The organism is Demequina lignilytica (genome assembly GCF_030418305.1).
Taxonomy (GTDB): domain Bacteria; phylum Actinomycetota; class Actinomycetes; order Actinomycetales; family Demequinaceae; genus Demequina; species Demequina lignilytica.
The window spans coordinates 285395-311704 of sequence record NZ_JAUHPX010000004.1 but is presented as its reverse complement, the minus strand read 5'-3'; the positions used below and the strand labels follow the sequence as shown (position 1 = coordinate 311704).

18 protein-coding genes are annotated in these 26310 nt (G+C 72.6%); 14 read left to right on the top strand and 4 right to left on the bottom strand.

The annotated features are described in order from the left end of the window. Window positions 1-109: 109 nt before the first annotated feature. A complete protein-coding gene (locus QQX10_RS08690; RefSeq protein ID WP_301118651.1) occupies window positions 110-6235 on the top strand; it encodes a prealbumin-like fold domain-containing protein in 6126 nt (2041 codons plus the stop codon). A gap of 223 nt (window positions 6236-6458) precedes the next feature. Here the strand turns inward: QQX10_RS08690 and QQX10_RS08685 are convergent, their stop codons facing one another. After that, window positions 6459-8141, bottom strand: a complete 1683-nt coding sequence (locus QQX10_RS08685) for a DUF389 domain-containing protein (protein ID WP_301118652.1) — start codon at window positions 8139-8141, stop codon at window positions 6459-6461. A gap of 158 nt (window positions 8142-8299) precedes the next feature. Between QQX10_RS08685 and QQX10_RS08680 the strand changes: the two genes are divergently transcribed. Further along, window positions 8300-9073 carry a L,D-transpeptidase gene (locus tag QQX10_RS08680; RefSeq protein WP_301118653.1) on the top strand — a complete coding sequence of 258 codons (774 nt, stop codon included), beginning with the start codon at window positions 8300-8302 and terminating at the stop codon, window positions 9071-9073. Between the two features lie 81 nt (window positions 9074-9154). On the opposite strand, the gene QQX10_RS08675 is transcribed toward QQX10_RS08680, so the two are convergent. Further along, window positions 9155-10438 (bottom strand): hypothetical protein, encoded by a 1284-nt coding sequence (locus QQX10_RS08675; RefSeq protein ID WP_301118654.1) that lies wholly within the window; start codon window positions 10436-10438, stop codon window positions 9155-9157. 275 nt (window positions 10439-10713) lie between these two features. On the opposite strand from QQX10_RS08675, the gene QQX10_RS08670 reads away from it, so the two are divergent. Both QQX10_RS08670 and QQX10_RS08665 read left to right on the top strand, forming a co-directional pair. After that, window positions 10714-11403, top strand: a complete 690-nt coding sequence (locus QQX10_RS08670) for an arsenate reductase/protein-tyrosine-phosphatase family protein (protein WP_301118655.1) — start codon at window positions 10714-10716, stop codon at window positions 11401-11403. A 14-nt stretch (window positions 11404-11417) separates the two neighbouring features. Beyond that, on the top strand, window positions 11418-11828 hold the full coding sequence (locus tag QQX10_RS08665) for an arsenate reductase ArsC (protein ID WP_301118656.1): 411 nt from the start codon (window positions 11418-11420) through the stop codon (window positions 11826-11828). A 55-nt stretch (window positions 11829-11883) separates the two neighbouring features. On the opposite strand, the gene QQX10_RS08660 is transcribed toward QQX10_RS08665, so the two are convergent. Beyond that, entirely contained in the window at window positions 11884-12600 is a 717-nt protein-coding gene (locus QQX10_RS08660; RefSeq protein ID WP_301118657.1) for a hypothetical protein, read from the bottom strand. 107 nt (window positions 12601-12707) lie between these two features. Beyond that, entirely contained in the window at window positions 12708-13331 is a 624-nt protein-coding gene (locus tag QQX10_RS08655; protein WP_301118658.1) for a hypothetical protein, read from the bottom strand. 116 nt (window positions 13332-13447) lie between these two features. Here QQX10_RS08655 and QQX10_RS08650 point away from each other — a divergent pair, with 116 nt between their 5' ends. From QQX10_RS08650 to QQX10_RS08605, 10 genes are all read left to right on the top strand, one after another. Beyond that, window positions 13448-16309: an FAD-binding and (Fe-S)-binding domain-containing protein gene (locus QQX10_RS08650; RefSeq protein ID WP_301118659.1), complete on the top strand. Its 2862-nt coding sequence runs from the start codon at window positions 13448-13450 to the stop codon at window positions 16307-16309. Between the two features lie 119 nt (window positions 16310-16428). Beyond that, entirely contained in the window at window positions 16429-17550 is a 1122-nt protein-coding gene (locus tag QQX10_RS08645; RefSeq protein WP_301118660.1) for a Gfo/Idh/MocA family protein, read from the top strand. Next, window positions 17547-18185, top strand: coding sequence for an SGNH/GDSL hydrolase family protein (locus QQX10_RS08640; protein ID WP_301118919.1), 639 nt, complete (start codon window positions 17547-17549; stop codon window positions 18183-18185). The genes QQX10_RS08645 and QQX10_RS08640 overlap by 4 nt, the downstream gene beginning before the upstream one ends. A 36-nt stretch (window positions 18186-18221) precedes the next feature. Next, complete coding sequence (locus QQX10_RS08635) at window positions 18222-18767, top strand: YdcF family protein (protein ID WP_301118661.1); 546 nt, start codon at window positions 18222-18224, stop codon at window positions 18765-18767. 225 nt (window positions 18768-18992) lie between these two features. Then, the gene (locus tag QQX10_RS08630; RefSeq protein WP_301118662.1) at window positions 18993-19334 is read left to right on the top strand and encodes a hypothetical protein; all 342 of its coding nucleotides are present in this window, start codon (window positions 18993-18995) and stop codon (window positions 19332-19334) included. An 82-nt stretch (window positions 19335-19416) separates the two neighbouring features. Continuing rightward, on the top strand, window positions 19417-20877 hold the full coding sequence (locus tag QQX10_RS08625) for a sugar transferase (RefSeq protein ID WP_301118663.1): 1461 nt from the start codon (window positions 19417-19419) through the stop codon (window positions 20875-20877). Between the two features lie 211 nt (window positions 20878-21088). Beyond that, window positions 21089-22336, top strand: a complete 1248-nt coding sequence (locus QQX10_RS08620) for an MATE family efflux transporter (protein ID WP_301118664.1) — start codon at window positions 21089-21091, stop codon at window positions 22334-22336. Beyond that, complete coding sequence (locus tag QQX10_RS08615) at window positions 22333-23916, top strand: O-antigen ligase family protein (protein WP_301118665.1); 1584 nt, start codon at window positions 22333-22335, stop codon at window positions 23914-23916. The genes QQX10_RS08620 and QQX10_RS08615 overlap by 4 nt, the downstream gene beginning before the upstream one ends. After that, window positions 23913-25088: a glycosyltransferase gene (locus QQX10_RS08610; RefSeq protein WP_301118666.1), complete on the top strand. Its 1176-nt coding sequence runs from the start codon at window positions 23913-23915 to the stop codon at window positions 25086-25088. Before QQX10_RS08615 ends, QQX10_RS08610 begins: the two co-directional genes overlap by 4 nt. Beyond that, window positions 25085-26263 carry a glycosyltransferase gene (locus QQX10_RS08605; protein WP_301118667.1) on the top strand — a complete coding sequence of 393 codons (1179 nt, stop codon included), beginning with the start codon at window positions 25085-25087 and terminating at the stop codon, window positions 26261-26263. The genes QQX10_RS08610 and QQX10_RS08605 overlap by 4 nt, the downstream gene beginning before the upstream one ends. The last annotated feature ends 47 nt before the right edge of the window (window positions 26264-26310 follow it).

Below are 26310 nucleotides of genomic sequence, written 5' to 3'. Positions count from 1 at the left end.
GGCTCAATGTGGCGTATGTCACATCGCGGGCGTAGCGTCGAATGTGATGTAGGTCACAAGGGAGTGACCTGCGCGACCCCAGTGAGGGAGGGGTATCATGCGCGGCTTCATGTCCACAGGCAGGTTTGAGGGAACCCGCGGACGGCACGCTCGACGGCGAACGTCGCGGCCGGTCATCGCGGGGGTCTCGATCACGGCGCTGCTCGCGACCACGCTCGCGGGAGGGGTGGCGGCGCCCGCGGTCGCGACGTCCGCGGCCTTCACGCCGCAGACGGCCTTCGTGATCGACGCCGACACCGCCGGCCCGAACGACTTCGACGCGCTGTACGGCGCGGGCACCACGCCAGGCGGCCTGCCGACCACCGGCGTGTATGCGATGAGCGAGGACCCGGACCTGTGCGCGGATGTCAACGATGACGCCGGCGACAGCGGCGTCAAGCTCGAGCACGGCCCCATCTGGGGCTCCACCTTCTCGCAGGTGACGCCGTCCAAGAGCGACCTGGCCTACGTCGCGATCGCGGCTGAGAAGGTCGACGTCGGCGGCGACGTCAACGACATCGTCTACGCGATCTACAAGCGCTGCAACGCGGATCCCGGTTCGATGATCGGCGCGCTGTACTTCGACGACGGTGACGGTCTGCCGCCGACCAGCGACCCCGACGGCGACTACCTGATGCTGTTCGAGTTCAATCCCTCGAAGGCCTCCAACGCCGACCTGTACCAGCGCGTGGGCGGCACCTGGGTGCTGCGCAGCATCCTGGCGGGAGCCGTCGAGGTGACGGCCACCCAGACCGCGGGCGAGGTCGCGATGAACCTCAGCCTGCTGCGCATCCTGCCGAGCGACCAGTGCCGCACCGTCAGCGTGGGCGGACAGGCGGCCACCGCCTCGGGCTACGACCCGAACAGTGCGCTCAAGGACCTGGCATACGTGCCGCCGATCGACATCTCCAACTGCGGCACCGTCGAGATCGACAAGACCGCCACCACCGACGCCCCCGGACAGCAGTTCGACTATCGGATCGAACGCACGGGCGGCGGCACGGTGCGGGATGGCGAGGCCGTCATCGTCGGCGACCTGGCCGTGGGCGAGCAGGACTCGTGGAACCGCGTCATCAACGGCACCGACTACACCGCCTGGGAGCTCACCGACAGCCTCCCGCCGGGGTGGAGCCTCGACACCGTGATGTGCACGTATCAGGACATCTTCGCGGCAGGTCGACCGTGGGTCGACGTCACGCTCTACGAGGACGGCGCCCCCACAGGGAACGTCTTCGACGTGCCGTCGTCGCTCCTGGGCGGCACCAGCTCGTGCACCATCCACAACGTCTTCACGGGCATCGTCGTGAAGAAGGCCGGTGACGGCGACACGGGCACCGACTTCGACTTCAGCTACGGCCAGACGGACTTCGGCCTGAAGCTCGGCGAGTCCCAGACCTTCGCCGCGACGGCGGGCGAGCCCGTGGTCATCAGCGAGGGCACGCTCCCGGCGAGCGCGCTCCCGTGGGGCCTCGACAGCATCTACTGCGAGGCCGACGGCCAGGAGGTCGGCACCGTCGACCTCGCGAACCAGAAGGTGACCGTGACCGCCCAGAATGGCGACCTGATCACCTGCACCTTCACGAACGAGCAGCAGGGGAAGCTGATCGTCCAGAAGGCCTCCGACGGCGGCGCTGGCGACTTCGACATCACCGGCACGGCCGCGGGCACGATCACCACCACCGCGACCGGCGGGACGGTCTCGGGCAACACCCTGAGCGCGCTCGTCGACGCCGGCTCCGGCTACTCGGTGGGCGAGGACGTCCCCGACGGCTGGCGGCTCGACAGCATCATGTGCGACCAGGGCGAGGACGACCCGGCGGACATCACCGTGAACGCGGGCGAGACCGTCACCTGCACCGTGCACAACACCAAGCTCGCGCGGCTCAGCCTGACCAAGGAGGTCACGGGCGTCGCCGACGACTACCCGTGGTCCTTCGGATTCACCCTGAGCCCCGACGCGGTCCCGGCGGGCACCCAGACGCTCGCCGGCACGGGCAACCAGACCTCGCCGAGCGTGGCGAGCTGGATGGACCTCCAGCCCGGCACCGAGTACACGCTGAGCGAGTCCGGCGCGACCGGCTACGACGCGACCATGAAGTGCTACGACCAGGCGCAGACGGAGCTGCCCGACGCCGACGGCGACACCCCCGGGTATCAGATCGACCCGGCTCCCGGCGCGGTCATCGACTGCCACGTGGTCAACGCGGCCAAGCCGGCGGACGTCGAGCTGACCAAGACGGTCACGGGCGTGGCGGGCAGCTACGCGTGGGAGTTCGACTTCACGCTCACGCCCCCGGCGACCGGCGGCGGCCTCCAGAAGGCTGCCGGGGTCGGCGACGGCTCCGACGTGCTCACCTGGACCGACCTGGTCCCGGGCGAGACCTACACGATCGCGGAGGAGGTCGACGGGGACTACACCCAGGCGCTCTCGTGCACCGTGGCGGAGGACCTCGACCAGGACCCGACCAACGCGTCGGTCACCTTCGTCGCGAGCCTCGACCAGCACGTCACCTGCGCCGCGACCAACGCGGCGGAGGCGTCCACGTTGACGCTCACCAAGACCGTCTCGGGCGTGGACGATGCGCTGGCGTGGGGCTTCGACTTCACGCTCAGCCCGGACGCCACCGGCGGCGGCATGCAGACCGCGACCGGCACCGGCGACATGGTCTCCGCGCCGCTCGTGTGGTCGGACCTGGTCCCCGGCACGCTCTACACGCTGACCGAGGCGGCCGACGGCGACTACACCCAGACGCTCCGCTGCACCGGGGTGGTCGACCTCGACCCGAGCCCGACGGTGGTGTCCTTCATCGCCGGCTTCGACCAGAGCATCGTCTGCTCGGCGGTCAACACCGCCAAGCCGTCGGACCTCACGCTCACCAAGACGGTCGACGGGGTCGCGAGCGATCTCCCCTGGCAGTTCGGGTTCACCCTGACGCCGCTCGGCGGGGCGCCTGACGCGCAGCTCGCGCTCGGGACCGGTGACGGTTCCGACGTGCTCGAGTGGACGGGCCTGGTGCCCGGCACCACGTACATCGTGTCCGAGGCGGTCGTGGGCGGCTACGTCCAGGATCTCCAGTGCACCGGCGTCGAGGACCTCGACCCGTTCGACCACTCGGTGACGTTCGTCGCCGGCTTCGACCAGCACATCGTCTGCACCGCGGACAACACGGCGAAGCCGACCGACATCACGGTCACCAAGACGGTGGTCGGCGTGGCTGAGGACTACAGCTGGCAGTTCGGATTCCTGCTCACGCCGATCGGGGGGCTGCCGTCCGCGCAGGTCGCGCTCGGCACCGGCAGCACGTCCGACGTGCTCACCTGGACAGGGCTCACCCCGGGCATGACCTACGTGCTCGCCGAGGTGGTCGACACGAACTACACCCAGACCCTGCAGTGCACGGGCGTCGAGGACCTCGACCAGTCCGACACCACGGTCACGTTCGTCGCCGGCTTCGACCAGCACCTCACCTGCGACGCCCTGAACAAGGCGAAGATCTCGCGGGCGACCCTCTCCAAGGAGGTCACCGGCGTCGCCGACGACTACGAGTGGGCGTTCGCGTTCACCTTCGCTCCCACGGGTCCGTCGAGCCGCAGCTCCGAGCAGTTCGTGCTCGGCGGCACCGGCAGCACCCTCATCCAGCCTCGCGCGATCGAGGGGCTGATCCCGGGCGAGGTCTACAGGCTCGAGGAGGTCGCGCTCGGAGGCTTCCTCCAGCGGCTGGTCTGCGACGGCGTCACCGACCTCGACCTGTCCGAGTCCTCGGTGACGTTCATGGCCGGCTTCGACCAGAGCATCGTCTGCCGGGCGGTGAACGATGCGGTGCCCACCTCGGTCACCGTGACCAAGGTGGTCGAGGGCGTGGCCGATGACTACGCCTGGGACTTCGGGTTCATCCTGTCGCCCGAGGCGACCGGCGGCGGCGTCCAGCACGCCACCGGCACCGGACCCGGCTCCGACGTCCTGACGTGGGAGGACCTGATCCCCGGCGAGGAGTACACGCTCGCCGAGGAGATCCTCCCCGGCTACGACCAGACGCTGGTGTGCGATGTGCCGGCCGACCTCGACGACAACCCGACCACGGTCACGTGGCGGCACGGGGTCAACCAGAACATCACCTGCACCGCGACCAACACGGCCAGGAGCTCGGAGCTCACCGTGACCAAGACCGTCAGCGGCGTCGCCGACGACTACGCCTGGGACTTCGGGTTCCTGCTGTCGCCCGAGGCGACCGGCGGCGGTGAGCAGCACGCCACCGGCACCGGACCCGGCTCCGACGTCCTGACGTGGGAGGACCTGATCCCCGGCGAGACCTACGTGATCGCCGAGGAGCTGGTCACCGGCTACGACCAGATGCTGATGTGCACGGGCGTCGAGGACCTCGACCAGTCCGACACCACGGTCACGTTCGTCGCCGGCTTCGACCAGGACATCGCCTGCGACGCCACCAACGACGCGCTGCCCTCCAGCCTGACGGTCACCAAGACGGTCACGAACGTGGGTCCCGACCACCAGTGGGACTTCGGGTTCCTGCTGTCGCCCGAGGCGACCGGGGGCGGCGTCCAGCACGCCACCGGCACCGGACCCGGCTCCGACGTCCTGACGTGGGAGGACCTGGTCCCCGGCGAGACCTACGTGATCGCCGAGGAGCTGGTCACCGGCTACGACCAGATGCTGATGTGCATGGGCGTCGAGGACCTCGACCAGTCCGACACCACGGTCACGTTCGTCGCCGGCTTCGACCAGGACATCATCTGCGACGCCACCAACGACGCGCTGCCCTCCAGCCTGACCCTGACCAAGGAGGTGACCGGTGTCGCCGACACGCTCGCGTGGGCGTTCGACTTCACCCTCACCCCGGAGGTGGGCGACGGCGGCCTGCAGACGGCGACCGGCACCGGTGACATGGTGTCCGCGCCGCTGGTCTGGGAGGACCTGGTGCCCGGTACGGAGTACACCGTGATGGAGGGCCTGTACCCCGACTACGACGGGATGCTGGTCTGCACCGGAGTCGAGGACACCGACCCCGATCCCACGGTGGTGACCTTCATCGCGGGCTTCGACCTCGACATCACCTGCGTGGCGTCGAACGCGGGGCTCCCGTCCGACCTCAGCGTCACCAAGACGGTGGAGGGCGTGGCCGACGGCTACGACTGGTCCTTCGCCTTCACGCTGACGCCGGCGGCGGGCGGCGGTGGCGAGCAGGTCGCCTCCGGCACCGGTGACGGCACCGCGGCGCCGCTGCTGTGGACCGACCTGGTCCCCGGCGTGGAGTACGTGCTCGCCGAGGCGGTGGACGCCGGCTACACGCAGTCGCTGATGTGCGAGGGTGTGGAGGACCTGGACGACGTCGACACGTCGGTGACCTTCGTCGCCGGCTTCGACCAGAGCATCGTCTGCGACGCGGTCAACACCGCGCTGCCGTCGAGCGTCTCCATCACCAAGACCGTGACCGGGGTCGCCGAGGACCTGCCGTGGAGCTTCCTGTTCTCCATCGCGCCGGCCGTCGGTGATGTCGACTCGCAGCTGGTCGAGGGCGTCGGCAACGTGACCGCGGAGCCCGTGGGCTGGACCGGCCTGGTGCCGGGCGAGACCTACACCGTGGCCGAGGCGGAGGTCGACGGCTACGCCGCCACCCTGATGTGCGAGGGGGTTCAGGACCTCGACGACGTGGCGTCCTCCGTCACCTTCGTCGCGGGCTTCGACCAGCAGGTGGACTGCACGGCCACCAACGCGGGCCTCGCGGCGCAGCTGGCGCTCACCAAGACCGTGGCGGGCATGCCCGACGACGGCGACTGGGCGTTCGAGTTCACCCTGACCTCCGACGTGGGCCCGGCGACGGTGACCCTCACGGGTGCGGGCAACTCGAGCTCCGACACCGCGACCTGGGACCTGATCCCGGGGGCGACCTACACGGTCTCCGAGCCGGTCGACGAGCTCTACACCCAGGAGCTCACCTGCACCGGGGTCGAGGACCTCGACGACGTGGCCACGTCGGTGACGTTCGTGGCCCCGCTGGGCGGGATGGTCACCTGCGACGCGGTCAACACCGTGATCCCGGTGATCGTGGTCGAGCCGACCGAGCCGCCTGCCCTGTCCGTCACCGGCGCGGACGTCCGCGGCACCCTGGGAGCCGCTGCGCTCCTGCTGGTGGCCGGGCTGGCGCTGCTGACGGTGCGCCGCCGACGCGAGAGCTGAGACTCGCGGAGGCGAAGGTCCACGGGCTCGGCGGTCCTCACCCGCCGGGCCCGTGGTCCCTCCGCGGCCGCCCCGCCCCGCCTCCGGACAGTACGCACGGAGTTGGGCGCGACACGCCGTGGTCCCGGACCCGATCGGCCCCAGCCGCCGGCGTGTCGGCGCGGATTCCGTGCGGACTGTCCAGGGGAGGACGGGAAGGCGGGAGGGAGGAGGCCCGGCGGCCTCAGCGCGCCGGGATCTCCGTCACCTCGACCGGTGTGACCGTGAGCCGGAGCGCGCGCGCCGGTGTCAGCTCCTCGTCGAGGGCGGCTTTGAGGTCCTCCGGCGGCGGGGTGTCCCCGCTGCCGCGCAACGCGACGATGACGGTGCCGCTCTCGATCGAGATGCCCTCGACCACGAAGTCGGGGTCCTCGCCCAGCCACTGGTCGACCGTGCGCTGCGCCACGCGCTCGGCGGTCGCCTGGGTCAGCAGGCCCTGCGAGGACAGCACGAGCGGGGCCAGCAGCACCACCGCGAGGGCCACGAACGGGCCGAGCACGCCGATCACCCGCATCGGGTTGTCCTGGAGGCGACGATGCTCGGCGAAGCCCGTGAGCACGAACACCAGCGCCGCGGACAGCACGATCGCGGCGAAGTTGGTGAGGAACAGCAGGAACGCTCCGCCCGCATCGACGAAGCGCCCGCCGCCGAGGCAGATGCCGACCACCGCGAGCGGCGGCACCAGCGCGACCGCGATCGCGACGCCCGCGATCGACGAGGACACCCGCTTGTTGACGGTCGCGAACGCGCCCGCCGCGCCGGCCGCGATCGCGATGCACATGTCGATCACGTTGGGGTTCACCCGCGACGTGATCTGCGTGTTGGTGTCGAACGAGACCGCCACGGGGGCCCACGCGGCGAGGCCGTAGGACAGCGCGATCGACACGAGCACCCCGAGCGTCACCATCAGCCCGGCCTGCAGCGCGCGGTGGGGCCAGCCGTTGACGAGCGCGCCGGCGAGCCCCACGATCGGCTGCATCAGCGGGGCCACGAGCATCGCGCCGATCACCACGGCGGTCGAGTCCGACAGGACGGCGAAGGTGGCGATCGCGACGGACAGGACCAGCATCACCCACCACGCGCCGAGCTTCGCGTAGCGTCCCGGCTCGTCGAAGTAGAGGCTGTCCGCCAGGTCCTCGCGCTCGCCGACGCCGATGTCCATGCCCCGGATCCAGTCCCAGAGCACCTCGGGCAACGTCGCCGTACGGGGGTCGAGACCCGCCTCGTGGGACGAGCTGCGGCGCAGGCCCCATGCGACCAGGATCAGCCCGACGACGATCGCGAGGGTCGCGCCGCCGACGATGATCGCGTCCGTGAGGGTCTCGGGCGACCAGAAGGCGATCCCGCCTCCGGCGAGCGCGATCACGCCGCCGACGATCCGGGGCCCCTGACCCTCCTGCCCGCGGCGGAAGATCGACGACACCAGCAGGAAGAGTCCGCGGATGGCCACGTACAGCCCGGTCAGCGAGACCACCACCTGAAGGCTCACCGTGCCGCCGTCGGTGTCGATCCACATGAAGAGCACCAGGATCGCGACGAACAGGACGGTGATGAGGCCGCGCAGGAACGCGATCACGCGGTTGCGTCGCTTGCCGATCCACCGCTTGCCGACCAGCGCGTAGATCACGTCGAGGATGCCGGAGACGCCCAGCACGGCCACGACGATGATCTGGACGATCGCGGTGCTGACGCCGGGCAGCATCAGCACCAGGGTGCCGGCGCCCGCGGCCACCAGCCCGCGGAGCGAGATCGGGTTCGCGACACCACGCCACATCGACGCGGCGTCGCCTCGCATGCTGCGCATCGCCTGCTTGCCGGTCCGAGGCGTGTAGCGGGGCCTCCGCTCCGGGCTGGTGTCGCCGCTCATGATCCTGTCCCCCTCTGCCGCCAGCGATGATCCTGCCGTCTAGGACCCAGCGTAGGTCCGGACGGCGCGCGTGCGGCGATGGGGCGAGGTGTCGCGTCGGCCCTGGTCCGTCGCGAGGTCTCCGACGTAGGCTGGCCTCCGACCTGGAGGGAGGGACGATGCGCGTGAGAGTCCTCGCGGCCGTGAGCCTGGGCGCGTTGGTGATGGCCGGCTGCACCGGCACGAGCGAGCCGGCGGGCACCGCGACGGGCGGATCCAGCACGTCCGCGCAGCCCGCGATCAGCGCCTCGGACCTTCCCAGCGAGCCCGCGGAGGTCGAGGGGTCGCTCATCGCCCAGGCGTCGGGGCAGTCGCTCACGGTGTTCACCGCGCCCGATGGAGCCGAGCAGCAGACGGTCGAGGCCGCCGACGTCCTCACCGTCCCGGATCAGACCCCGCTGGTGTTCCTTGTCAAGGAACGCCAGGCCGGCTGGGTCGAGCTCTACCTGCCCGTGCGTCCCAACGGCACCACGGGCTGGGTGCCCGAGTCGGACGTCACGCTCACCTCGACCACGCTCCAGGTCGAGGTGGTGCTGTCGGACTTCACGCTGACCGTCACGGACGGCGACGACGTCATCTTCGAGTCGTCGATCGGGCTCGGCCGCGACGAGATGCCCACGCCCGGCGGCGTCTACTTCATCCGCGAGCTGCTGCAGCCGCCCGACCCCGACGGGCTCTACGGGCCGTACGCGTACGGGCTGTCGGGCTACTCGCCCGTGCTGGACTCCTTCGCCGGCGGCGACGCCGTGATCGGCATCCACGGCACCGACGACCCGACGTCGATCGGCCGCGCCGTCTCCCACGGGTGCATCCGCCTGCCCAACGACGCGATCACCGCGCTGGTCACCACGGTGGGCCTGCCGCTCGGCACCCCGGTCACGATCTCGGAGTAGCGTCGGGGCGCATCGTCCTCGCAGCGAGCAAAGCACGGCCCGGCAGGTCGTGAGACCTGCCGGGCCGCGTCGCCGGGGGGATCAGCCGGCGTATGTGGCTGCGGACTTCACCGGGGTGGCCGCAGCAGCCTTGGTCGGCGCCACCGTGGTGGTCGGCGCCTCGGTGGACGTGGTGGGGGTCTCGGCGACGATGTCGTCGACCACCACGATGGTGGGCGTGAAGTCGCATCCGACCACGCCGCCCGGGTAGGTGACGGTGAGGGTCTGCGACAGCGGGTCCACGGTCACGGAGACCTCGGTGTCCGGCGCGGTGGTCCAGCCGTAGTTGGCGGAGGCGTCCTCCACCCACTCCTCGGCGTCGACGTCCCAGTACCAGCCCGGCCACGTCGCGACGGTTCCGTCGGTGTTCCACTCGACGCCCGGCCAGATGACCGTGCCTGATCCGAGCCCGACCTCGATCGACCAGTCCTGCGCCGCGTCGGTCGGGTGGTGGAAGGTCAGGGTCGCGGTGTCGCCGAGCGTGCCGGCGGGGTCGTTGACCGTGACGGTGTAGGCGAGGTACGGACCCTCGGCGCCGCACATCGGGATGACCTCGGCGTCCTCGATGCTCGGGTCGACCGGCGGGGCCGGCGGGGCCGGGGGCGTCGGCGGAGTCGGAGGCGTCGGCGGAGTCGGCGGGGTAGGCGGAGTCGGAGGCGTCGGAGGCTCCTCCACGCAGGAGGCGAGCTCCTCCTCGGTCAGGTCGCGCAGCTTCGCCTCGACGCCCGAGGTCGCGTTCGCGGTGTCCAGCACCCACTCCTCGCCGTTCCAGACGTAGGGCGTCACGGTGAAGCCGCGGGTGAGCGTCACGGTGGTGTCGCCGCAGACCCACTCGCCCTCGGCGTACTCGCCGTAGACGATCTTGTCGTCGGGCTGGGGCGGGATCGGCGGCGTCGGGGGCTCGTCGACCGGCGGGGTCGGCACGGTGTCGTCGACGCAGACGATCCAGTGCGAGACGCCCGCCTGCTGGCCGCCGCCGTTGAGCGGCGTGAAGTAGGGGGTCCCGGCGACCGGGTACTCGACAGGCTCGGCGTTGCCGTCGCCCCAGCCGTAGTCGACGGCGCCGCCCTTGACGACCAGCAGCGCGTAACCCGAGCCGTCGCCGGTGTACGGGTCGAGCTCGACGGCGGTGCCGCCCTCGACGATCGAGCCGAAGCTGTCGTTGTAGCAGCTGATCATCTCGGGGTCGACGCCGGCGGCCGCGGCGGCCGCGCCGACCCAGTTGTCGGGGTTGTTGGTGTTGTTCTCGTTGGCGCCTGCGGGCGCGATGCCCGTCAGCGTCAGCGCAGCCACGCCTGCGGCGATGGCGAAGTTCCTCAGCTTCATGATCCCTCTCCCAGCCAGGGGAGGGCGGGGCTCCTCAGCCAGCCCACGTAATCCCGATCCCCCGGTTGCTCACATCGTGATTCGGGCCGGATACCAGGGTCAACGACCCTCGCAGGGGGGTGTTGCCTCATGAGGTTTATATGTACGGATGTGAAGGATGTGACAAAAGGGACTGCGTTATCGGCTCAAGGAGTCCGCGGTCGCGGACGATGCCTGGGGCTCGTGCGACGCTGATACCTCAGTCGCCGTTGAGCAAGATGGGCTAGGGTGGGGTCGTGACCGACCGACTGGCCCAGCTCGCCGCGCTCGCCGACGCGCACCGGCTCGCGTTGGTCGACGTGCTGGCCGCCGGGGACCTGTCGCCCGCCGAGCTCGGCCGCGCGGTCGACCTGCCGTCGAACCTCCTCGCGCATCACCTGCGCGTGCTCGAGGATGCGGGGCTGGTGGACCGGCGCCGCTCCGACGGCGACGGCCGCCGCGCGTACCTCTCGCTGCGCTGGTCGCCGCTGGTCGCCGCGGCGATCGCCACCCCGGGCGCCCCCGGCGTCTCGCAGCCCGCCGGTCGCGCCGCGCCCGACGCGCCCGCGCATCGTCCCTCCCGCGTGCTGTTCGTGTGCACCGGCAACGCGGCTCGCTCCCCGCTGGCGGCGGCGCTGGCCGCCGCCGCGGGCGTCCCCGCGGCCTCGGCCGGCGTCGACCCCGCGGCGTCGCTGCACCCCGGGGCGGTCGCCGAGCTGGCCCGCCACGGCCTGACGCCGCTCGCCGACACTCCCGCGCCGCTCGACCAGGTCCGCGCCGCCGGCGACCTGGTCATCACCGTCTGCGACCGCGCCCACGAGTCCGGCGCGGGCGCCGCCCACTGGTCCATCCCGCGGCCCGACGGGACCGCGGAGGCCTTCGCGCGCATCGTCGATCAGCTGACCCCGCGCGTGCGCCGCCTGGCGGACGCGCTCACGACCCCCTGAAGAAGGAGACCTCCATGCCCACGCCCCACGTCCTGTTCCTCTGCGTCAAGAACGGCGGCAAGTCCCAGATGGCGCTCGGCCTGTTCAGCCACTACGCGGGCGACCGCGCGGTCGCCTGGTCCGCCGGCTCCGAGCCGGGCCCGGCGCTCAGCTCCGGTGCGGTCGAGGCGATGGCCGCCGTCGGCATCGACATCAGCCACGAGCACCCCAAGCGGTGGACGGACTCCCGCCTGCAGGAGGCCGACGTCATCATCACCATGGGCTGCGGCGACACCTGCCCCTACATCCCCGGCAAGCGCTACGAGGACTGGGCGATCGAGCCCGGCCCCTCGGAGGACCAGCGCGACCAGATCGACGCCCGCGTCCGCGAGCTGATGGTGAGCCTCGGGGTCGAGCCCGGCCCGTCGGTGGTGCCCGCCGACTGACACGCGACGACCGGTCCTGCTGCAGCAGGGCCGGTCGTGCTGTCCGGTCGACGGATCAGCCGGTGTAGCCGGCGTCCGACAGGACCGGGGTGGCGACGGGGGCCTCCGGGGTGGCGGTGTCCGACAGGACATCGACCTCCGGCTCGTCCTCGTCGTCGGGGACCTCGGTGGTCTGGGGATCAGGCTCCTGCGTGGGGACCACGCAGTCGTTGTCCCAGATCGCCTGGCCGAGCGTCCCGTAGTTCTGTCCGGCGTAGGACAGGAACGGCGGGATGATGTCGGCCGGATGGTCGTCATGCCCGTTCCAGGCGATGTCGACCACGCCGTCCGTCGAGGTCCACCCGACCTGGTCGGACACGAACGGATCGCTCGTGTCCGAGGTCGCGTGGCAGATCATGACCGATCCGGTCTCGACCACGGGCTCCGGCTCATCCGCCGGTACCACGCAGCCGTTCGCGAGGATCGCCTGGCCCGCCTCGTCGTAGTTGAGGCCGGGGAAGCCGTTCTCGCCGCCGAAGGGCGGGATGATGTCCCCGGTGTGGTCTCCGTGTCCGTTCCACTTGATGTTGAGGCCGTTGTCGACGGCGTTCCAGGACACGTGGTTGACGGTGTAGGGGTTGGTCTCCGACGCCGTCGCGTGGCAGATGGTGACCTTGTAGGTCTCCATGTGCGGGTCGTTCCCGGGGTTGTTGTCCCCGGCCTGCGCCGCGGTTCCGGCCGCCAGCAGCAGGGCGAAGGTGCCCAGCGCCATCGCCAGGCCTCGCGCATTCATGATGCACTCCTGTGCCGGGGGACGATGCGGGGGCCTCAGCCAGTCCTCAACTACCCCAGCACTCCCATTGTCCTCCTTTGTGATGGTTTGTCACGAATCGGCGGCGATCAGCCCGTGTAGCCCGCGTCGGAGACCACGGCGTCGGCGGCCGGCGCCTCCGTGGTCTCGTCCTCGACGCCCACCTCCGGGTCCGTGGTCTCGTCCGGGTCGGGATCGGTGGTCTCCGGCGTCACCGGCTCGACCTCGGGGGTGATCGGCTCCGGGTCCGGCGGCACCGGGTCGGGCTCGGGCGGCGGGGGCGGGTCGGTCGGCTCCGTGGTCGGGGTGCCGGACGGGATGGGCTCGGAGCCGCATCGCACCTCACCGGTGAAGGCGTCCGTCACCACGATGTCCCCGTAGCTGAAGTCCACCGTGTACGAGTAGCTGGTGTCCGGCAGCTGGTCCGCGGGGATCACGGGATGGAAGCCGCGCAGGTCGCTCAGGTCGTCGTCGACCAGCTGGATCACCTCGCCCTCGGACGTGGTGACCGTCACGATGATCGGGATGTCCGCCGCGGGCTCCCAGCCCCAGCCGATGTCGAGGTGCATGTCGGAGCCGCACGACGCGTTGACGTTGATGCTGTCGAGGTCGCCCGGGCTGCGCGGTTCCGGCAGGACGGCGGCGACGGCGCCGCCTCCCAGGAGCAGGACCGCGCCGGTGAGGCCGACGATCATCGGGGCACGCGAGACCATGGAGGCCCCCCTTCCTCCCTCAACCCCTACTAATGTGCGACTGCCGAGCACGACCTGCAACCGGAGGCGCCCCGGGCCCTCCGTCCCTGGCGGCCGGCCGGGCCGGGGGTGGAAGAATGACGCGCGTGACGACGACGGCCCCCTCCACCGCCTCCACCGAGCTCGCGGCCGCGCTGGATCGCGCCATCGACGGGGAGGTCGACGCCTCCCCGCGCCGGCGCGCCGAGTACTCGACGGACGCCTCCAACTACCGCATCGTCCCCGCCGTGGTCGCGTACCCGCGGGACGCCGACGACCTGCTCGCCGCGCTCGAGACCGCCCGCGCCGCCGGGGTCGCCACGACCATGCGCGGCGGAGGCACGTCGGTGGCGGGCAACGCGATCGGCCCGGGCGTGGTGCTCGACCTCAGCCGCCACATGAACCGGATCCTCGACGTCGACCTCGAGGCCAAGACCGCGCGCGTCCAGCCCGGCGTGATCCTGTCGGACCTGCAGAAGCGGGTCGCCGGCGCGGGTCTCCGCTTCGGTCCCGACCCGTCGACCTCGACCCGCGCGACGCTCGGCGGGATGATCGGCAACAACGCCTGCGGGCCGCATGCGGTCGCGTTCGGGCGCACGGCGGACAACGTGGTCTCGCTCGAGGCGGTCGACGGGATCGGCCGCCGCTTCACGGCGGGTGCGCGCGGCGTGGGCGCCGTGCCCGGGCTCGAGGAGCTGGTGGCGGCGAACCTCGCGCTGATCCGGCAGGAGTTCGGCCGCTTCTCGCGTCAGGTCAGCGGCTACTCGCTCGAGCACCTGCTGCCGGAGCTCGGCGGCGACCTCGCGCGCTTCCTGGTGGGCTCCGAGGGCACGCTCGCCACCATCCTCGAGGCGACGGTGCGGCTGGTGGACGTGCCGCCCGCGCGCCTCACCGCGGCCTTCGGCTACGCGGACATGCCGGCGGCGGCCGATGCGGTGGTCGGGATCCTTCCCCACCGGCCGCAGGCCGTCGAGGGCCTCGACGCCCGCCTGGTCGCCCGCGTCGCGGGCGCGACCGGGCCGGTGCCCGACCTGCCCGAGGGGGCCGGCTGGCTGTTCGTCGAGGTGGGCGGCGAGACCGAGGAGGAGGCGCGCGCCGCCCTCGCGGCGCTCGCGGCCGACGCGGGCACGTCCGCCTGGCGCGAGGTGGCCGACCCGCGGGAGGCCGCCCGCCTGTGGGCGATCCGCGCGGACGGCGCCGGCCTGTCGGGCCGCACCCCGGACAACGACGAGGCGTGGCCCGGCTGGGAGGACGCCGCCGTCCCGCCGGAGCGGCTGGGGGCGTACCTCAGGGACTTCGACGCGCTCATGGAGCGCCACGGCGTGGTCGGGCAGCCCTTCGGGCACTTCGGCGACGGCTGCATCCACGTCCGGCTCGGCATCCCGATGCAGGAGTCGGGCGAGCCGCTGCGGGCGTTCATGACGGACGCCGCCGCGCTGGTCGCGTCCCATGGCGGATCGCTGTCGGGCGAGCACGGGGACGGGCGCGCCCGCTCGGAGCTGCTGCCCGCGATGTACTCGGGCGAGGCGATCGACCTGTTCCGCCAGGTCAAGCACCTGTTCGACCCCGAGAACGTGCTCAATCCCGGCGTGATGGTGGACCCCGATCCGCTCGACGCGCACCTGCGGCGCCCCGCCGCGCCGCGCACCCCGGGCGAGGGCTTCACGTTCCCGCACGACCATGGCGACATGGCCGAGGCCGTCCACCGCTGCACGGGCGTGGGCAAGTGCCGCGCGGACGCGATCGGGTCTGGGTCGGGCTTCATGTGCCCCAGCTATCAGGCGACGGGGGATGAGAAGGACGTGACCCGTGGTCGTGCCCGTGTGCTCCAGGACGCGATCAACGGCACGCTGATCGGCGGGCTGACGGCCCCCGAGGTCCGCGAGAGCCTCGACCTGTGCCTGAGCTGCAAGGCCTGCTCCGCGGACTGCCCGAGCGGCGTCGACATGGCGGCCTACAAGTCCGAGGTGCTGCACCGCACGTACAAGGGCCGCCTGCGCCCCGCGACGCACTACTCGATCGGCTGGCTGCCGCGCTGGCTCAAGGTGATCGGGCTGGTGCCCTCCGTGGTGAACGCGGTGCTGAGGCCCGCGTGGATCCAGCGGATCGCGGTGTCGATCGCGGGCATGGACACGCGCCGCACGCTGCCGCGGTTCGCGAAGCCGTTCCGCGCGACGGAGTTCGCGAGGGAACGCCGCGGCGACGCGGCCCGCGCCGTGCCGAGGAACACCCGCGTGGTGCTGTGGGCCGACTCCTTCACGGACGGCATCGACCCGCAGATCCCGACCGCGGTGGTCGAGGTGCTCGAGGACGCCGGCCTCGACGTGGTCGTGGTCGCGGGGGACGCCTGCTGCGGCGTCACCTGGATCTCGACGGGCCAGCTCGACGGCGCCAAGCACCACCTTGAGCACCTGCTCGGGGTGCTGGGGCCGTGGGCGGTCAACGGCGTGCCGATCGTGGGGGTCGAGCCCAGCTGCATGGCGGTGCTGCGCGGCGACCTGGTGGACCTGCTGCCGGAGGACCCGCGCGCCGCCGCCGTCGCGCGCGGCACCTACACGCTCGCCGAGGTGCTGACCGGGCGCTCGCCCGTCAAGCCGCGCGAGGGCTGGCGGATGCCGGACCTGTCCGACGTCACCGCCGTCGTCCAGCCTCACTGCCACCAGTACTCGGTGATGGGCTACGCCGCGGACCGGGAGCTGCTGGCCCGCGCCGGCGCGACCGTGACCGAGACGAGCGGGTGCTGCGGCCTCGCCGGCAACTGGGGCACGGAGAAGGGGCACTACGAGACCAGCGTGAAGGTCGCGGAGAACTCCCTGCTCCCCGCGCTCCGGGAGGCGCCCGAGGGGTCGATCTACCTCGCCGACGGCGTCAGCTGCCGCACCCAGGCCGACGATCTCGCCGACGTCCAGGGCCGCCACCTGGCGGAGCTCATCATGGAACGCCGCCGCGCGGCCTCCTGACCGGCTCCGCACCCACCCCGCTCTCGCTCCCCCCACCGCCCGTCGGGACACTCAGTCCTCCCGAAACGCGCAATACGCGCCTCCCGGGACAATCAGGACTCCTTTGCGAGGATGAACCCATGACCGCACCCGTGCGATTCGCGATCGTGGGCACCGGCTGGCGCACGCGGTTCATGCTGCGGCTCGCCGCCATGGCCCCGGAGCGCCTCGAGCCGGTCGCGATCGTCGGCCGCACCGCCGCCCGAGCGGCCGAGGCGCTGGTCGAGGCCCGCCGCGACGCCGCGCCCTTCACCGCGCACCTCGATGACGCCCTGGCCGCCGACAGTCTGGAGGAGGCCCTCGAGCGCCGCCCCGAGTTCGTGGTGGTCGCCGTGCCGTGGGACGTCAGCCCGGGCATGATCGAGAGCATCGTCGGCGCGCGGATCCCCGTCCTCGCCGAGACCCCGCCCGCGCCCGACGCCGCCGGCCTCGCCGCGCTGTGGCGCGCCGTGGGCGGCGCCGGGATCGTCCAGGTCGCCGAGCAGTACACGCGCATGCCCGGCCACGCCGCCCGCATCGCCCTGCTCCGGCGGGGCGCGATCGGCACGCCGCACCACGTGCAGCTCAGCTCCACGCACCTCTATCACGCGGTCTCGCTCATCCGGACGTACCTCGGCTCCGGCGACCCGGCGGCCGTCACCGAGGCGACCGTCAACGCCCGCACCTTCACCGCGCCCATGGTCGACCCGCTGACCCCCGACGGCTGGGTCGGCGGCGACCAGCCGCAGCCGCGCGCGACCATGCTCGCCACCCTCGACTTCGGGGACGGCCGGTCCGGGCTGTACGACTTCGTCGACAACCAGTGGTGGAACCCGTACCTGCACCGTCGGGTCGTCATCCGCGGCGAGCGCGGCGAGATCTCCGACGACTCGGTGCTGCGCCTCACGGCCGACGGCCCCGTCCCCGGGCACCTCGAGCATCGTCGCACCGGGGTGGACCTCAACCTCGAGGGCAACGCGCTGTGGCACACCGCGTTCGACGGCGAGGTGGTCTACCGCAACGCCTGGCATGACTCGCGGATGTCGGAGGACGACCTCGCCGTCGCCCAGATCCTCGAGGACATGGGCCGGTGGGTCCGCGGCGAGGCGCCCGAGCCGTACCCGCTCGCGCAGGGGCTGTGGGATCACGCGCTGTCGCTCGCGATGATCGAGTCCGCGCGGACGGGCGCCGACGTGCGGGTCCGGGACCTCGCGTGGGCATGAGGACCATGGCGGCCGCGGGCGCGCTCGCGGCGATGCTGGTCGCCTGCGCCCCCGCCGATCCCGGAGGCGCCACGCCCGGCCCGTCCGCCGCATCGTCCCCCCTGCGCGTGGCGGTGGTGGGCGACTCGCTGTCCTTCGGCGACTCGTCGGTGTTCACGCAGGAGGGGCTGGGGGAGGGGTCATACCTGTTCTGGGCCCTCGGGGACGATGCGCTGCTCGCCGGCGGCACGGCCGTCCCGGGCGCGACGTCGCTCCACCAGCTCGAGCGGGTGACGCCCGTCGAGGCGGACGTGCTGATCCTCGCGCTCGGCACGAACGACCTGGCGTGGGGGCTGCCGTTCGAGGAGACGGCCTCCGCGCTGGTGTCCATCGCCGGGGTGGTGGCCGCGCCGCGCGTGCTGCTGCTGTCGATCCCGCCGATCGCCGACGACTACGGGCTCGACACGACCGCCTACAACCGGAGCCTGCGGGCCCTGGCGGGCGAGCAGGGCTGGGAGTGGGTCGACGCGGCCGCGGCGATCCGCGAGGGTGCCGCGTGGGCGCCCGGCGCGACCGACGACGGCGTCCACTACACGGTCGCGGCCGCCCGGAAGGTGGGCGAGGCGGTCGGCGAGGCGCTGCGCTCCGATTCGTAACACTCGTCGGCTAGGGTGCCGCGCGTGGGTCGGGGGATGAGGATCGTGATCGCTGGTGCGGTGGTCGCCGCACTGGCGCTGATCGCGTGCCTCCCCCTGTACGCGTTCCCGGCGAGCGACGAGCCCCGCGCCGTCGACGCGGTCTACGTCATCGGGCCGCCGACGGACACCCGGATGGAGCTCGCCGAGCAGATGATCGCCGACGGGCTGGCGGACACGCTGGTCGTCTCGCTCGTCGAGGACGATGCGGAGAAGCGCGAGGCGATGGAGCGGGCGGCCGAGCTGTGCGACGCCCCCGACGCGTGGGGCTTCGAGGTGTTGTGCTCCCAGCCCGAGCCGTTCACCACCCGCGGCGAGGCCAGGTGGATGCGGGAGCTGGTCGAGTCGTATGGATGGGAGTCCGTCGCGGTCATCACGATCCGGCCCCACCTCACCCGCACCCGCGTGATCATGGAGCGCTGCTGGGACGGCGACATCGCCTACGTCGACTCGGGCGAGACCCTCGCGCCGTGGTACTGGGCCTATCAGTTCGCCTATCAGACCGCGGGATTCGCGAAGGTGGCGCTGCAGGACGGGTGCTGATCCGCCGATGCGCGTGGCGCGACTGGGAGCGCTCTCCCCGCACGTCCCGCCCGATTCGGCATCGACTCAGGACCTTTGTCCCTTGCTCGCCGCCAGCGGCGGATTCGTGCGCAGTGGGCGGCACATAGAGAAAAAGAGAGACAAATCGGACATAGAGGGCTAGAGTCGAGAACGCGATCGCATGACAAACGGAGGGTGTGCGACGTGGAGTGGGGGAGAGTAACCATGTGGGGTCGAAAGATCGCAATCGGGGTTCTCGCGGGAGCCATCGTCCTAGCGCCGACAGCGGCCTTCGCGGCTCCTGTCTATCCGGCGCCTCCGGCACCGCAGTCCGGCGTCATCCCGAACGATCCGGTCGACGACGAGGTCGTCGACGTCGACGATGAGACCGAGGAGGTCGTCGTCGAGACCAAGAAGGTGACGACCACCACCACGGTGGTGCCGACGCTGTCGGAGACCGGCTTCGACAGCCTGCCGATGGCGCTCGGTGCGGGCGCACTGCTGGTCGCGGGCGCGGCGACGGTGGTGATCTCGGCCCGCCGCACCTCGACGGGCACCAGGGTCTAGGTCGATGAGCACGGCGCCCCGCGATGGCGGGGCGCCGTGCTCATCCGCCTGGTCTCACGCTGGACGCTGAGGGGAACACGTCATGGCGCTTCTGGACATCGCGCCCGCGGGAGCGGGCACGCAGTCCTGGGCGCGCGCGATCCAGCGGCGCATCACCTTCACCGACGTCTTCGTCGTCGCCCTCATCATGGTCGCGGCGCACGGCGTCCGCTTCGGCTGGGACCCGTTCGTCGCGCTGGTCGGCCCCTCCGGTCCCGCCTACTGGTGGGTGACGTTGATGGTGTCGGTCCTCTGGGTGCTCCAGCTGGGGTGGACGCGGTCGCGCGACCCGCGCATCCTGGGCCAGGGGCCGGAGGAGTACCAGCGCGTCGGCACCGCCGGCTGGCGCACCTTCGCGATCGTCGCGATCGTCGGCTTCCTCACGCAGTGGCAGATCAGCCGCGGCTACCTCCTCTTCGCCCTGCCCGTCGGCACGCTGGTGCTGTTCGGGTACCGCCGCGCGTGGAGGACCTGGTTCCGTGAGCAGCGCGCGCTCGGTCGGCTGCGACAGCGCGTGGTGATCGTGGGCCCGCAGCGCACCGTCGAGCAGATGATCCGTCGCCTCGCCCGCACCGCGCGGGAGCACAGCTACGAGGTCGCGGGCGTGTGCGTGCACGGCGCCGGCGACGCCGCGCTCGCGGCGGACCTCTCGGAGATCCCGGTGCTGGGCGCGATCGCCGACGCGCCCGCCGCGGCCGACCAGGTGGGAGCGGAGTACATCGTGCTCGTCGGCACCGAGGAGGTCTCCCTGAAGGAGGCCCGTCGCCTCGAGTACGAGCTCGAGGATTCGGGCGTCGGGCTCATCGTCGCTCCGACGGTGGCCGACATCGCGCTCCCGCGGGTGGCGGTCAGCCAGGTCGCGGGACTGCCGCTCATCCACGTCGACCCTCCGACGTTCACCGGTCCGTCGCGGGTGCTGAAGGCCGTGGCGGACCGGGTGGGCGCCGCCGCGATCCTGCTGGTGCTCGCGGTGCCGATGCTCGCGATCGCCACCGCCGTCAGGCTGTCGAGCCCCGGCCCCGTGCTGTTCCGTCAGAGCCGCGTCGGCCTCGCGCATCAGCCCTTCGAGATGCTGAAGTTCCGCACCATGTACCTCGATGCCGAGGAGCGCCTCGCCGCGATCATCGCGGAGAACGAGGGCAACGGCGTCCACTTCAAGATGCGGGAGGACCCGCGGGTCACCCGCGTCGGCCGGGTGCTGCGGCGCTTCTCGCTGGACGAGCTCCCCCAGCTCTTCAACGTGCTCAAGGGCGACATGTCGATCGTCGGACCGCGGCCTCCCCTGCCGCGGGAGACCGAGCTCTGGGACCAGGAGGTGGCGCGACGGCAGCTGGTCAAGCCCGGGATCACCGGCCTGTGGCAGGTGAGCGGTCGCTCCGACCTCAGCTGGGAGGAGACGGTGCGGCTGGACCTGCACTACACCCAGAACTGGACGCTGGGGTTGGACGCGATCATCGTGCTGCGTACGGCGTGGGCCGTGCTCGCGGGCCGGGGCGCGTACTGAGGCCTCACGGCGCCCACGGGTGCCCCACCCTTGACACGCGCCGGGGGTGCCCTACTTTTGGGGGCGAGGGCACTGCCGGACGAGGAGCCGGGGCTGGCAGCGGAGGGGGGCTCGTGACGCACGACGCACGGGCGGGTTCGCCATGTCGCCGCGGTCCGCTGCGCCCCGCGCGCCGTCCGCGGGCGCGGACGACGGACCTGCCGGGGCCGCGGTGAGACGCGTCAACGGCGCGATCTGGTCGCTCGCCGATGCGGGCCAGGCGTCCCTCGCGACCTTCGCCACGGGCATCCTCGCGCTGCGCGTGCTGGGCGAGGGCGAGCTCGCGCTCTACGCGCTCGTCTTCGCGGCCGGGGTGGTGCTCATGATCGTGCCCCAGCTCGCGGTGTTCACCCTCCAGCGGCTCCACGTCAACCGCCTCAGCGACATCTACCGGCCCCGCTATCGCAACGACCTCCGCCAGGCCGCTCCGCTGCTCGGGCTCGCCGCGGTCGGCGCCTTCGTCGCGGGTCTGCCGCTCCGGGGAGGGCTGAGCACCGGGGTCTTCATCGTGATCTGCGGGTCGGCGGCGGCATGGACGGCCGTGTCCACGTTCCAGGATCACGTGCGCGGCGCGCTGCACGCGTCCCTGCATCACGGCTATGCGGCGGTGGTCTCCACGGTGAACCTCGCCGTGGTGCTGGTGGGGATCGTCGCGGCCGAGGTCGCGACCTCGGCGGGCGACGTCGCGCCGGAGGTGCTGGCGGCTCTCCCGTTCTCGATCCTCGCGCTGGGGAACCTCGCGAGCGCGACCACCGGCATGGTGCTTCACCGGTCGGTGCCGCGCGTGCCCGAGCGCGCGCCGAGCGACTGGCGCGAGTCCGCGGTCGCCAGCGCGCCCGCGCTGATCGCGCACGGAGCGAACTACCTGAGAACCCTGATCATCGCCGGCGTGCTGGGATCCTCGGCGGTGGTCGCGCTGGAGGCGGCACGCATCGCCTCCCAGCCGGTGCTGGTGCTGGGCGCGGGGATGTCCGCGTTCTTCATCCCGACCGCGGTGCGGATGCTCGGCTCCGGCCAGGTGCGCGCCGCGTACCGCCACGTCGCGCGACAGAACCTGGTGGTGCTCGCCTGCGGGCTCGCGTTCTCCGCGGCCCTCGTGGTCGTCACCCCGATCATCGCGACCCTCGCCGACCGCGCGATCCGGGTGCCGCTCGCCGTCGCGCGGGGCGCGGCCGCGACGGTGGGTGCGGTCGCGCAGCCGTACAACGCCGTGAACCTCGCGGCGAAGCGCTACGGACGCGCGGTGACCCTCACCGCGCTGTCGGAGGGCCTCGGCCTCGTGACGGTGCTCGCGCTCGCCGTGCCGATCGGCGTGTACGCGATGCCCGCCGGCGCGGCTCTTGCTGGCGCGATGCGCGTGGTCGGGGAGATGATGGCCAGACGCAGGGAGAGTCGCGATGGGGGGGCGACGCAGCGATGATGGAGCGGACCGCGACGGCGCCGGGGCAGCTGCCCCCGCGCCTGCGCGAGCGCGCGCAGTCCCGCTGGGCGCGCGGGTGGACCGAGCCCGCGGGGGACGATGCCCGTGCCGGGTCCGGTGCGGCCCGAGCGGCCCGCGCGGACTGGCCGGCGATGCTCATCGTGCTGGGGCTCCTGGTCCCGGTCGCGTTCGGCCGGTGGGGCAGCTACATCTCCCCGGCCAACGGTCTCGTGTACCTGTCGGACCTGCTGGTGGTGGGCGGGATCGCCGCCGCCGTGCTCGAGTCCCTCATCCGCCGCGGCAGAGGCGAGCGCCGCGCACGGGCGCACGTGCCCATGCTCCTGGTGGCGGTGCTGGCGGTCTGCGTGATGGGCCTCGCCCGCGGCACGCTCGACGCGCCGGAGCTGGTCATCCGCGACCTGGTCCCGATCCTCTACCTGGGCCTGGTGCCCGCGGGCGCATGGGCGGTCAGGAAGCTCGGCGCCCCGCGGGCCTTCCTCTGGGTCCGGCGGGCGCTCGCCGTCCACACCACGTGGCTGCTCGGCGCGCTCGCGGGGGTGCTGCCCACCATCGCGATGCCCTTCGTCGGGATCCCCGTCTTCTCGCTGCGCAACGACTTCGACATGCTGCTGTGCGGCGCGGCGATCGCGGCGTTCGCCCTCGACCGGCGGGCGCGCCCGTGGCTCCGGGTCGCCATGATCGGCGCCAGCGTCACCGCGCTCGCGCTCGCGGGCAGCCGCGCGGGCCTCATCTCCGCGGTGGTGCTGCTCGTCGTCGTCGTCGCGGTGATCCGACCGCTGAAGGGCTCGCCGTACGCGCCGCTGGCGATCGGGGTCGCGCTGATCGGTGTGGTCCCGCTGATCGCGTCCATCGCCGCGATCCTGGCGTCCCCGCCGACGTGGGCGGCGGCTCTCAACCGGCTCATCCCGAACGACAGCGACGCCTACGCCTCGGCCCTCAACACCTGGGATGCGCGGCTCGAGGCGTGGGGGCTGCTCATTGAGCATGCCCAGCTCACTACGACCCGCTGGCTGTTCGGCAGCGGCTTCGGCAGCAGCCCGGTCATCGACAGCGGCGCGATCGCGCATCTCTCGGGAGATCCCAGCGTCCGCGCGGCCCACAGCTTCGTCGTCACCTGGCTCGCGTATGTCGGCGTGGTCGGGACCGCGGTGCTCCTCGGGGTGCTCGTGACCCTCTTCGTGCTCGGGATCCGGAACGCGCGTCGGCCGTCCGCGCCGGTCGCGCTCGGGCTGGGACTCATGACGGGCCTCACCCTCGCCGCGGTCGCGGGAGTGATCCTCGAGTCGCCGTTCGGATACCAGACGTTCGTGGTGGGTGCCTCGCTCGCGCTGCTGAGGCCGGAGCACCTGCCCGGCCCGAGCGGCCTGGGCGACGAGCCCCCTGCGACGTGGAGCCTGCGCCCCGAGGGCCTGTCGCGGTGGCGCATCGGCCCGGCGTCCGTCGAGCCGCACGCCGCCCCCGACGAGGAGGCGCCGACGGAGGCCGCGCCGACGCCGGCACCGGTCGCGGCGCCAGCCCCGGCACCACGCCGGCCCCGTCGAGGAGGGACGGCGCCATGACCGGGGACGACCGCCGGATCCGCAGCGTCGTGTACGCCTACACCTGCGATGACCGCCAGGGCTCGGAGCCCGGCGCCGGTGCGGCGCTCGCGGAGGTCGCCGGGAGGGTGTCGACCGCCACCGTCGTGACCCGCGGGCTCGAGTCGCCCGCGGCCGACGAGGAGCTGCGCGCCCGTCTCGGGGTGGAGGCGGTGGTCGCGCTGCGTCCCTTCGAGCTCGAGCGGCGCCTGCCCCTGCACGTGCAGTACGCCGCGTGGTGCGTGCGCGCCGCGCGATGGACGGCCCGGGAGCGTCGCGACCGTGCGTTCGACGTCCTCCACCACGCGACCTACGCGTCCGACTGGTTCCTCAACCCGCTCACGTTCCTGCGCAAGCGACCCGGCGAGCGCTGGGTGCTCGGGCCGATCGGCGGCGCGTCGTATCCTAGCGCGGCGCTCGCACGGGAGGTGACCGGTGCGCGCGCGGTCGGGCTCACGGCCCGCCGGCTGGCCACCAGCGCGTCACGGCGGCTGTTCATCGGCCCGCTCGCGGCCCGCGTCGACCGCGCGCTCGCGCTCAACGCGGACACGGAGCGGGTGCTGCGCCGCCTCGGGTACGCGACGGTCGACGTCACGTCGAACGCGGTCCTGGACGATGCGGTGGCCGCCTACCGTGTCCCCGAGCGGGACCGCACGGTCGCCTTCCTGGGGCGCGGCGTGGCGTGGAAGGGGCTGCGGGCGGTGCTCGCCGCCGCCCGCCACCTCCCGGCGGACGTGACCGTCCACGTCGCGGGCCCCGACACGGACACCCCCGAGCACCGCGAGCTCGCCCAGGACGCCGCGTGCCCCGTCGTGTTCCACGGGCGCCTGAGCCGGCCCGAGGCGCTGGCGCTGATGGCCCGGTCGGGCGCGCTCGCCCTGCCGAGCCTGCACGACTCGGCGCCGTGGGCGGCGGCCGAGGCCGCCGAGCTCGGCGTGCCCACGGTATGCCTGCCGCTGGGCGGCGTGCCGTTCATGGCCGGGCCCGCGGCCGTCACGGTCGACCCCGAGGGCGACGGGACGCTCGCGGAGCGGCTCGCCGCCGCCCTCCTGCGCGCGATCGACCTGCACCCGCCGGTCGAGCCGCGGTTCACGGTGGACCGGATGGTCGAGACCATCGGCGGCGCCTACGGCGGCGAGACGGTGCGTCGATGAGGGTCCTGGTCGCGTTCAACGACTACCTGGAGGCCGGCGGCGAGCGTTTCTCGGTCGAGACCGAGGTCGCCGCGCTGTCCGCCGCGGGCGCCGACGTCGAGGTGCTCCGCGTCGACAACGCGGGCCTGCGGGACGGCGGGCTCGCCGACCGCGCGCGCAGCGTGCTCGGAGATCCCGCGCTCCTCACCGACCTGGCGGACCGTCTCGACCGGTTCCGCCCGGACGTCGTCCACGCGGAGAACCTGTTCCCCCAGCTCGGGGCCGGCGCGATCGAGGCGGTCGCGTCCCGCGGCATCCCGTGGGTGCGCACCTTCCGGAACTACCGGCTCGCGTGCGTCGGGGGCGACCTGCGGCGCGACGGCGGCCCGTGCACCCGGTGCGGCGATCTGAGGACGCGGCTTCCCGGCATCGTCCACCGCTGCTACCGGGGCTCCCTCGGGGCGTCGCTCGGGGCGACCGTGCAGGTGTCCCGCGACGCCCGCGCCATGCGGAGCCACCCGCCCGCGGCGCACCTCTTCGTGAGCGACTTCATGCGCGGCTCGCTCGCGGGAGCGCTCGGTGCCGACGTGCCGGCCCACGTGGTGCCGAACGCGGTCGACCTGCCCGAGCCCGACGCCGTGCCGTGGCGGGATCGCGCCTACGACGCGGTGTACGTGGGACGGCTGTCGCAGGAGAAGGGCCTGCCGCTGCTGCTCGAGGCGGCGCGGGCGCTGCCGCATCGGTCCTTCGCGGTGGTCGGCACCGGTCCCCTCGCGGACCAGGTCGAGCGCGACGCGCGCGAGCTGCCGCACGTGCGCGTGCTCGGCCAGGTGGCCCACGATCGCCTCGCCGAGGTGGTCGCGGACGCGCGCACGGTGGTGGTGCCGTCGCAGTGGGACGAGCCGTTCGGGCGGGTGAGCATCGAGGCGCAGCGGATGGGTGCGGTGCCCCTGGTCTCCGACCGCGGCGGCCTTCCCGAGACGCTCCCGGCGAGCCACCGCGACCGGCTGGTCGTGCCCGCCGCCGAGCCGCGCGCGTGGGCGGACGCCGTCGAGGCGGTCGCCTCGTGGTCGCCGGAGGAGGCCGCCGCCTTCGCGTCCGAGGCGGCGTCGGCGTGGGAGCGGGACTACTCGCCCGCGGCCCTGGCCGGCCGCCTCATGGAGATCTACCAGGGGGCTTGCGGCCCGCGCGGATAGGATCCGGCGGCGGTTCGCCCCGGGCCCGTCGCGCCCGCGGCGCGTCC

Bases quoted from the DNA above. Each gene is read 5' to 3' on its own strand.
- QQX10_RS08690 (WP_301118651.1), top strand. From the start codon at position 110: ATGTCCACAGGCAGGTTTGAGGGAACCCGCGGACGGCACGCTCGACGG.
- QQX10_RS08685 (WP_301118652.1), bottom strand. From the start codon at position 8,141: ATGAGCGGCGACACCAGCCCGGAGCGGAGGCCCCGCTACACGCCTCGG.
- QQX10_RS08680 (WP_301118653.1), top strand. From the start codon at position 8,300: ATGCGCGTGAGAGTCCTCGCGGCCGTGAGCCTGGGCGCGTTGGTGATG.
- QQX10_RS08675 (WP_301118654.1), bottom strand. From the start codon at position 10,438: ATGAAGCTGAGGAACTTCGCCATCGCCGCAGGCGTGGCTGCGCTGACG.
- QQX10_RS08665 (WP_301118656.1), top strand. From the start codon at position 11,418: ATGCCCACGCCCCACGTCCTGTTCCTCTGCGTCAAGAACGGCGGCAAG.
- QQX10_RS08660 (WP_301118657.1), bottom strand. From the start codon at position 12,600: ATGAATGCGCGAGGCCTGGCGATGGCGCTGGGCACCTTCGCCCTGCTG.
- QQX10_RS08655 (WP_301118658.1), bottom strand. From the start codon at position 13,331: ATGGTCTCGCGTGCCCCGATGATCGTCGGCCTCACCGGCGCGGTCCTG.
- QQX10_RS08650 (WP_301118659.1), top strand. From the start codon at position 13,448: ATGACGCGCGTGACGACGACGGCCCCCTCCACCGCCTCCACCGAGCTC.
- QQX10_RS08645 (WP_301118660.1), top strand. From the start codon at position 16,429: ATGACCGCACCCGTGCGATTCGCGATCGTGGGCACCGGCTGGCGCACG.
- QQX10_RS08640 (WP_301118919.1), top strand. From the start codon at position 17,547: ATGAGGACCATGGCGGCCGCGGGCGCGCTCGCGGCGATGCTGGTCGCC.
- QQX10_RS08635 (WP_301118661.1), top strand. From the start codon at position 18,222: ATGAGGATCGTGATCGCTGGTGCGGTGGTCGCCGCACTGGCGCTGATC.
- QQX10_RS08630 (WP_301118662.1), top strand. From the start codon at position 18,993: ATGTGGGGTCGAAAGATCGCAATCGGGGTTCTCGCGGGAGCCATCGTC.
- QQX10_RS08625 (WP_301118663.1), top strand. From the start codon at position 19,417: ATGGCGCTTCTGGACATCGCGCCCGCGGGAGCGGGCACGCAGTCCTGG.
- QQX10_RS08615 (WP_301118665.1), top strand. From the start codon at position 22,333: ATGATGGAGCGGACCGCGACGGCGCCGGGGCAGCTGCCCCCGCGCCTG.
- QQX10_RS08610 (WP_301118666.1), top strand. From the start codon at position 23,913: ATGACCGGGGACGACCGCCGGATCCGCAGCGTCGTGTACGCCTACACC.
- QQX10_RS08605 (WP_301118667.1), top strand. From the start codon at position 25,085: ATGAGGGTCCTGGTCGCGTTCAACGACTACCTGGAGGCCGGCGGCGAG.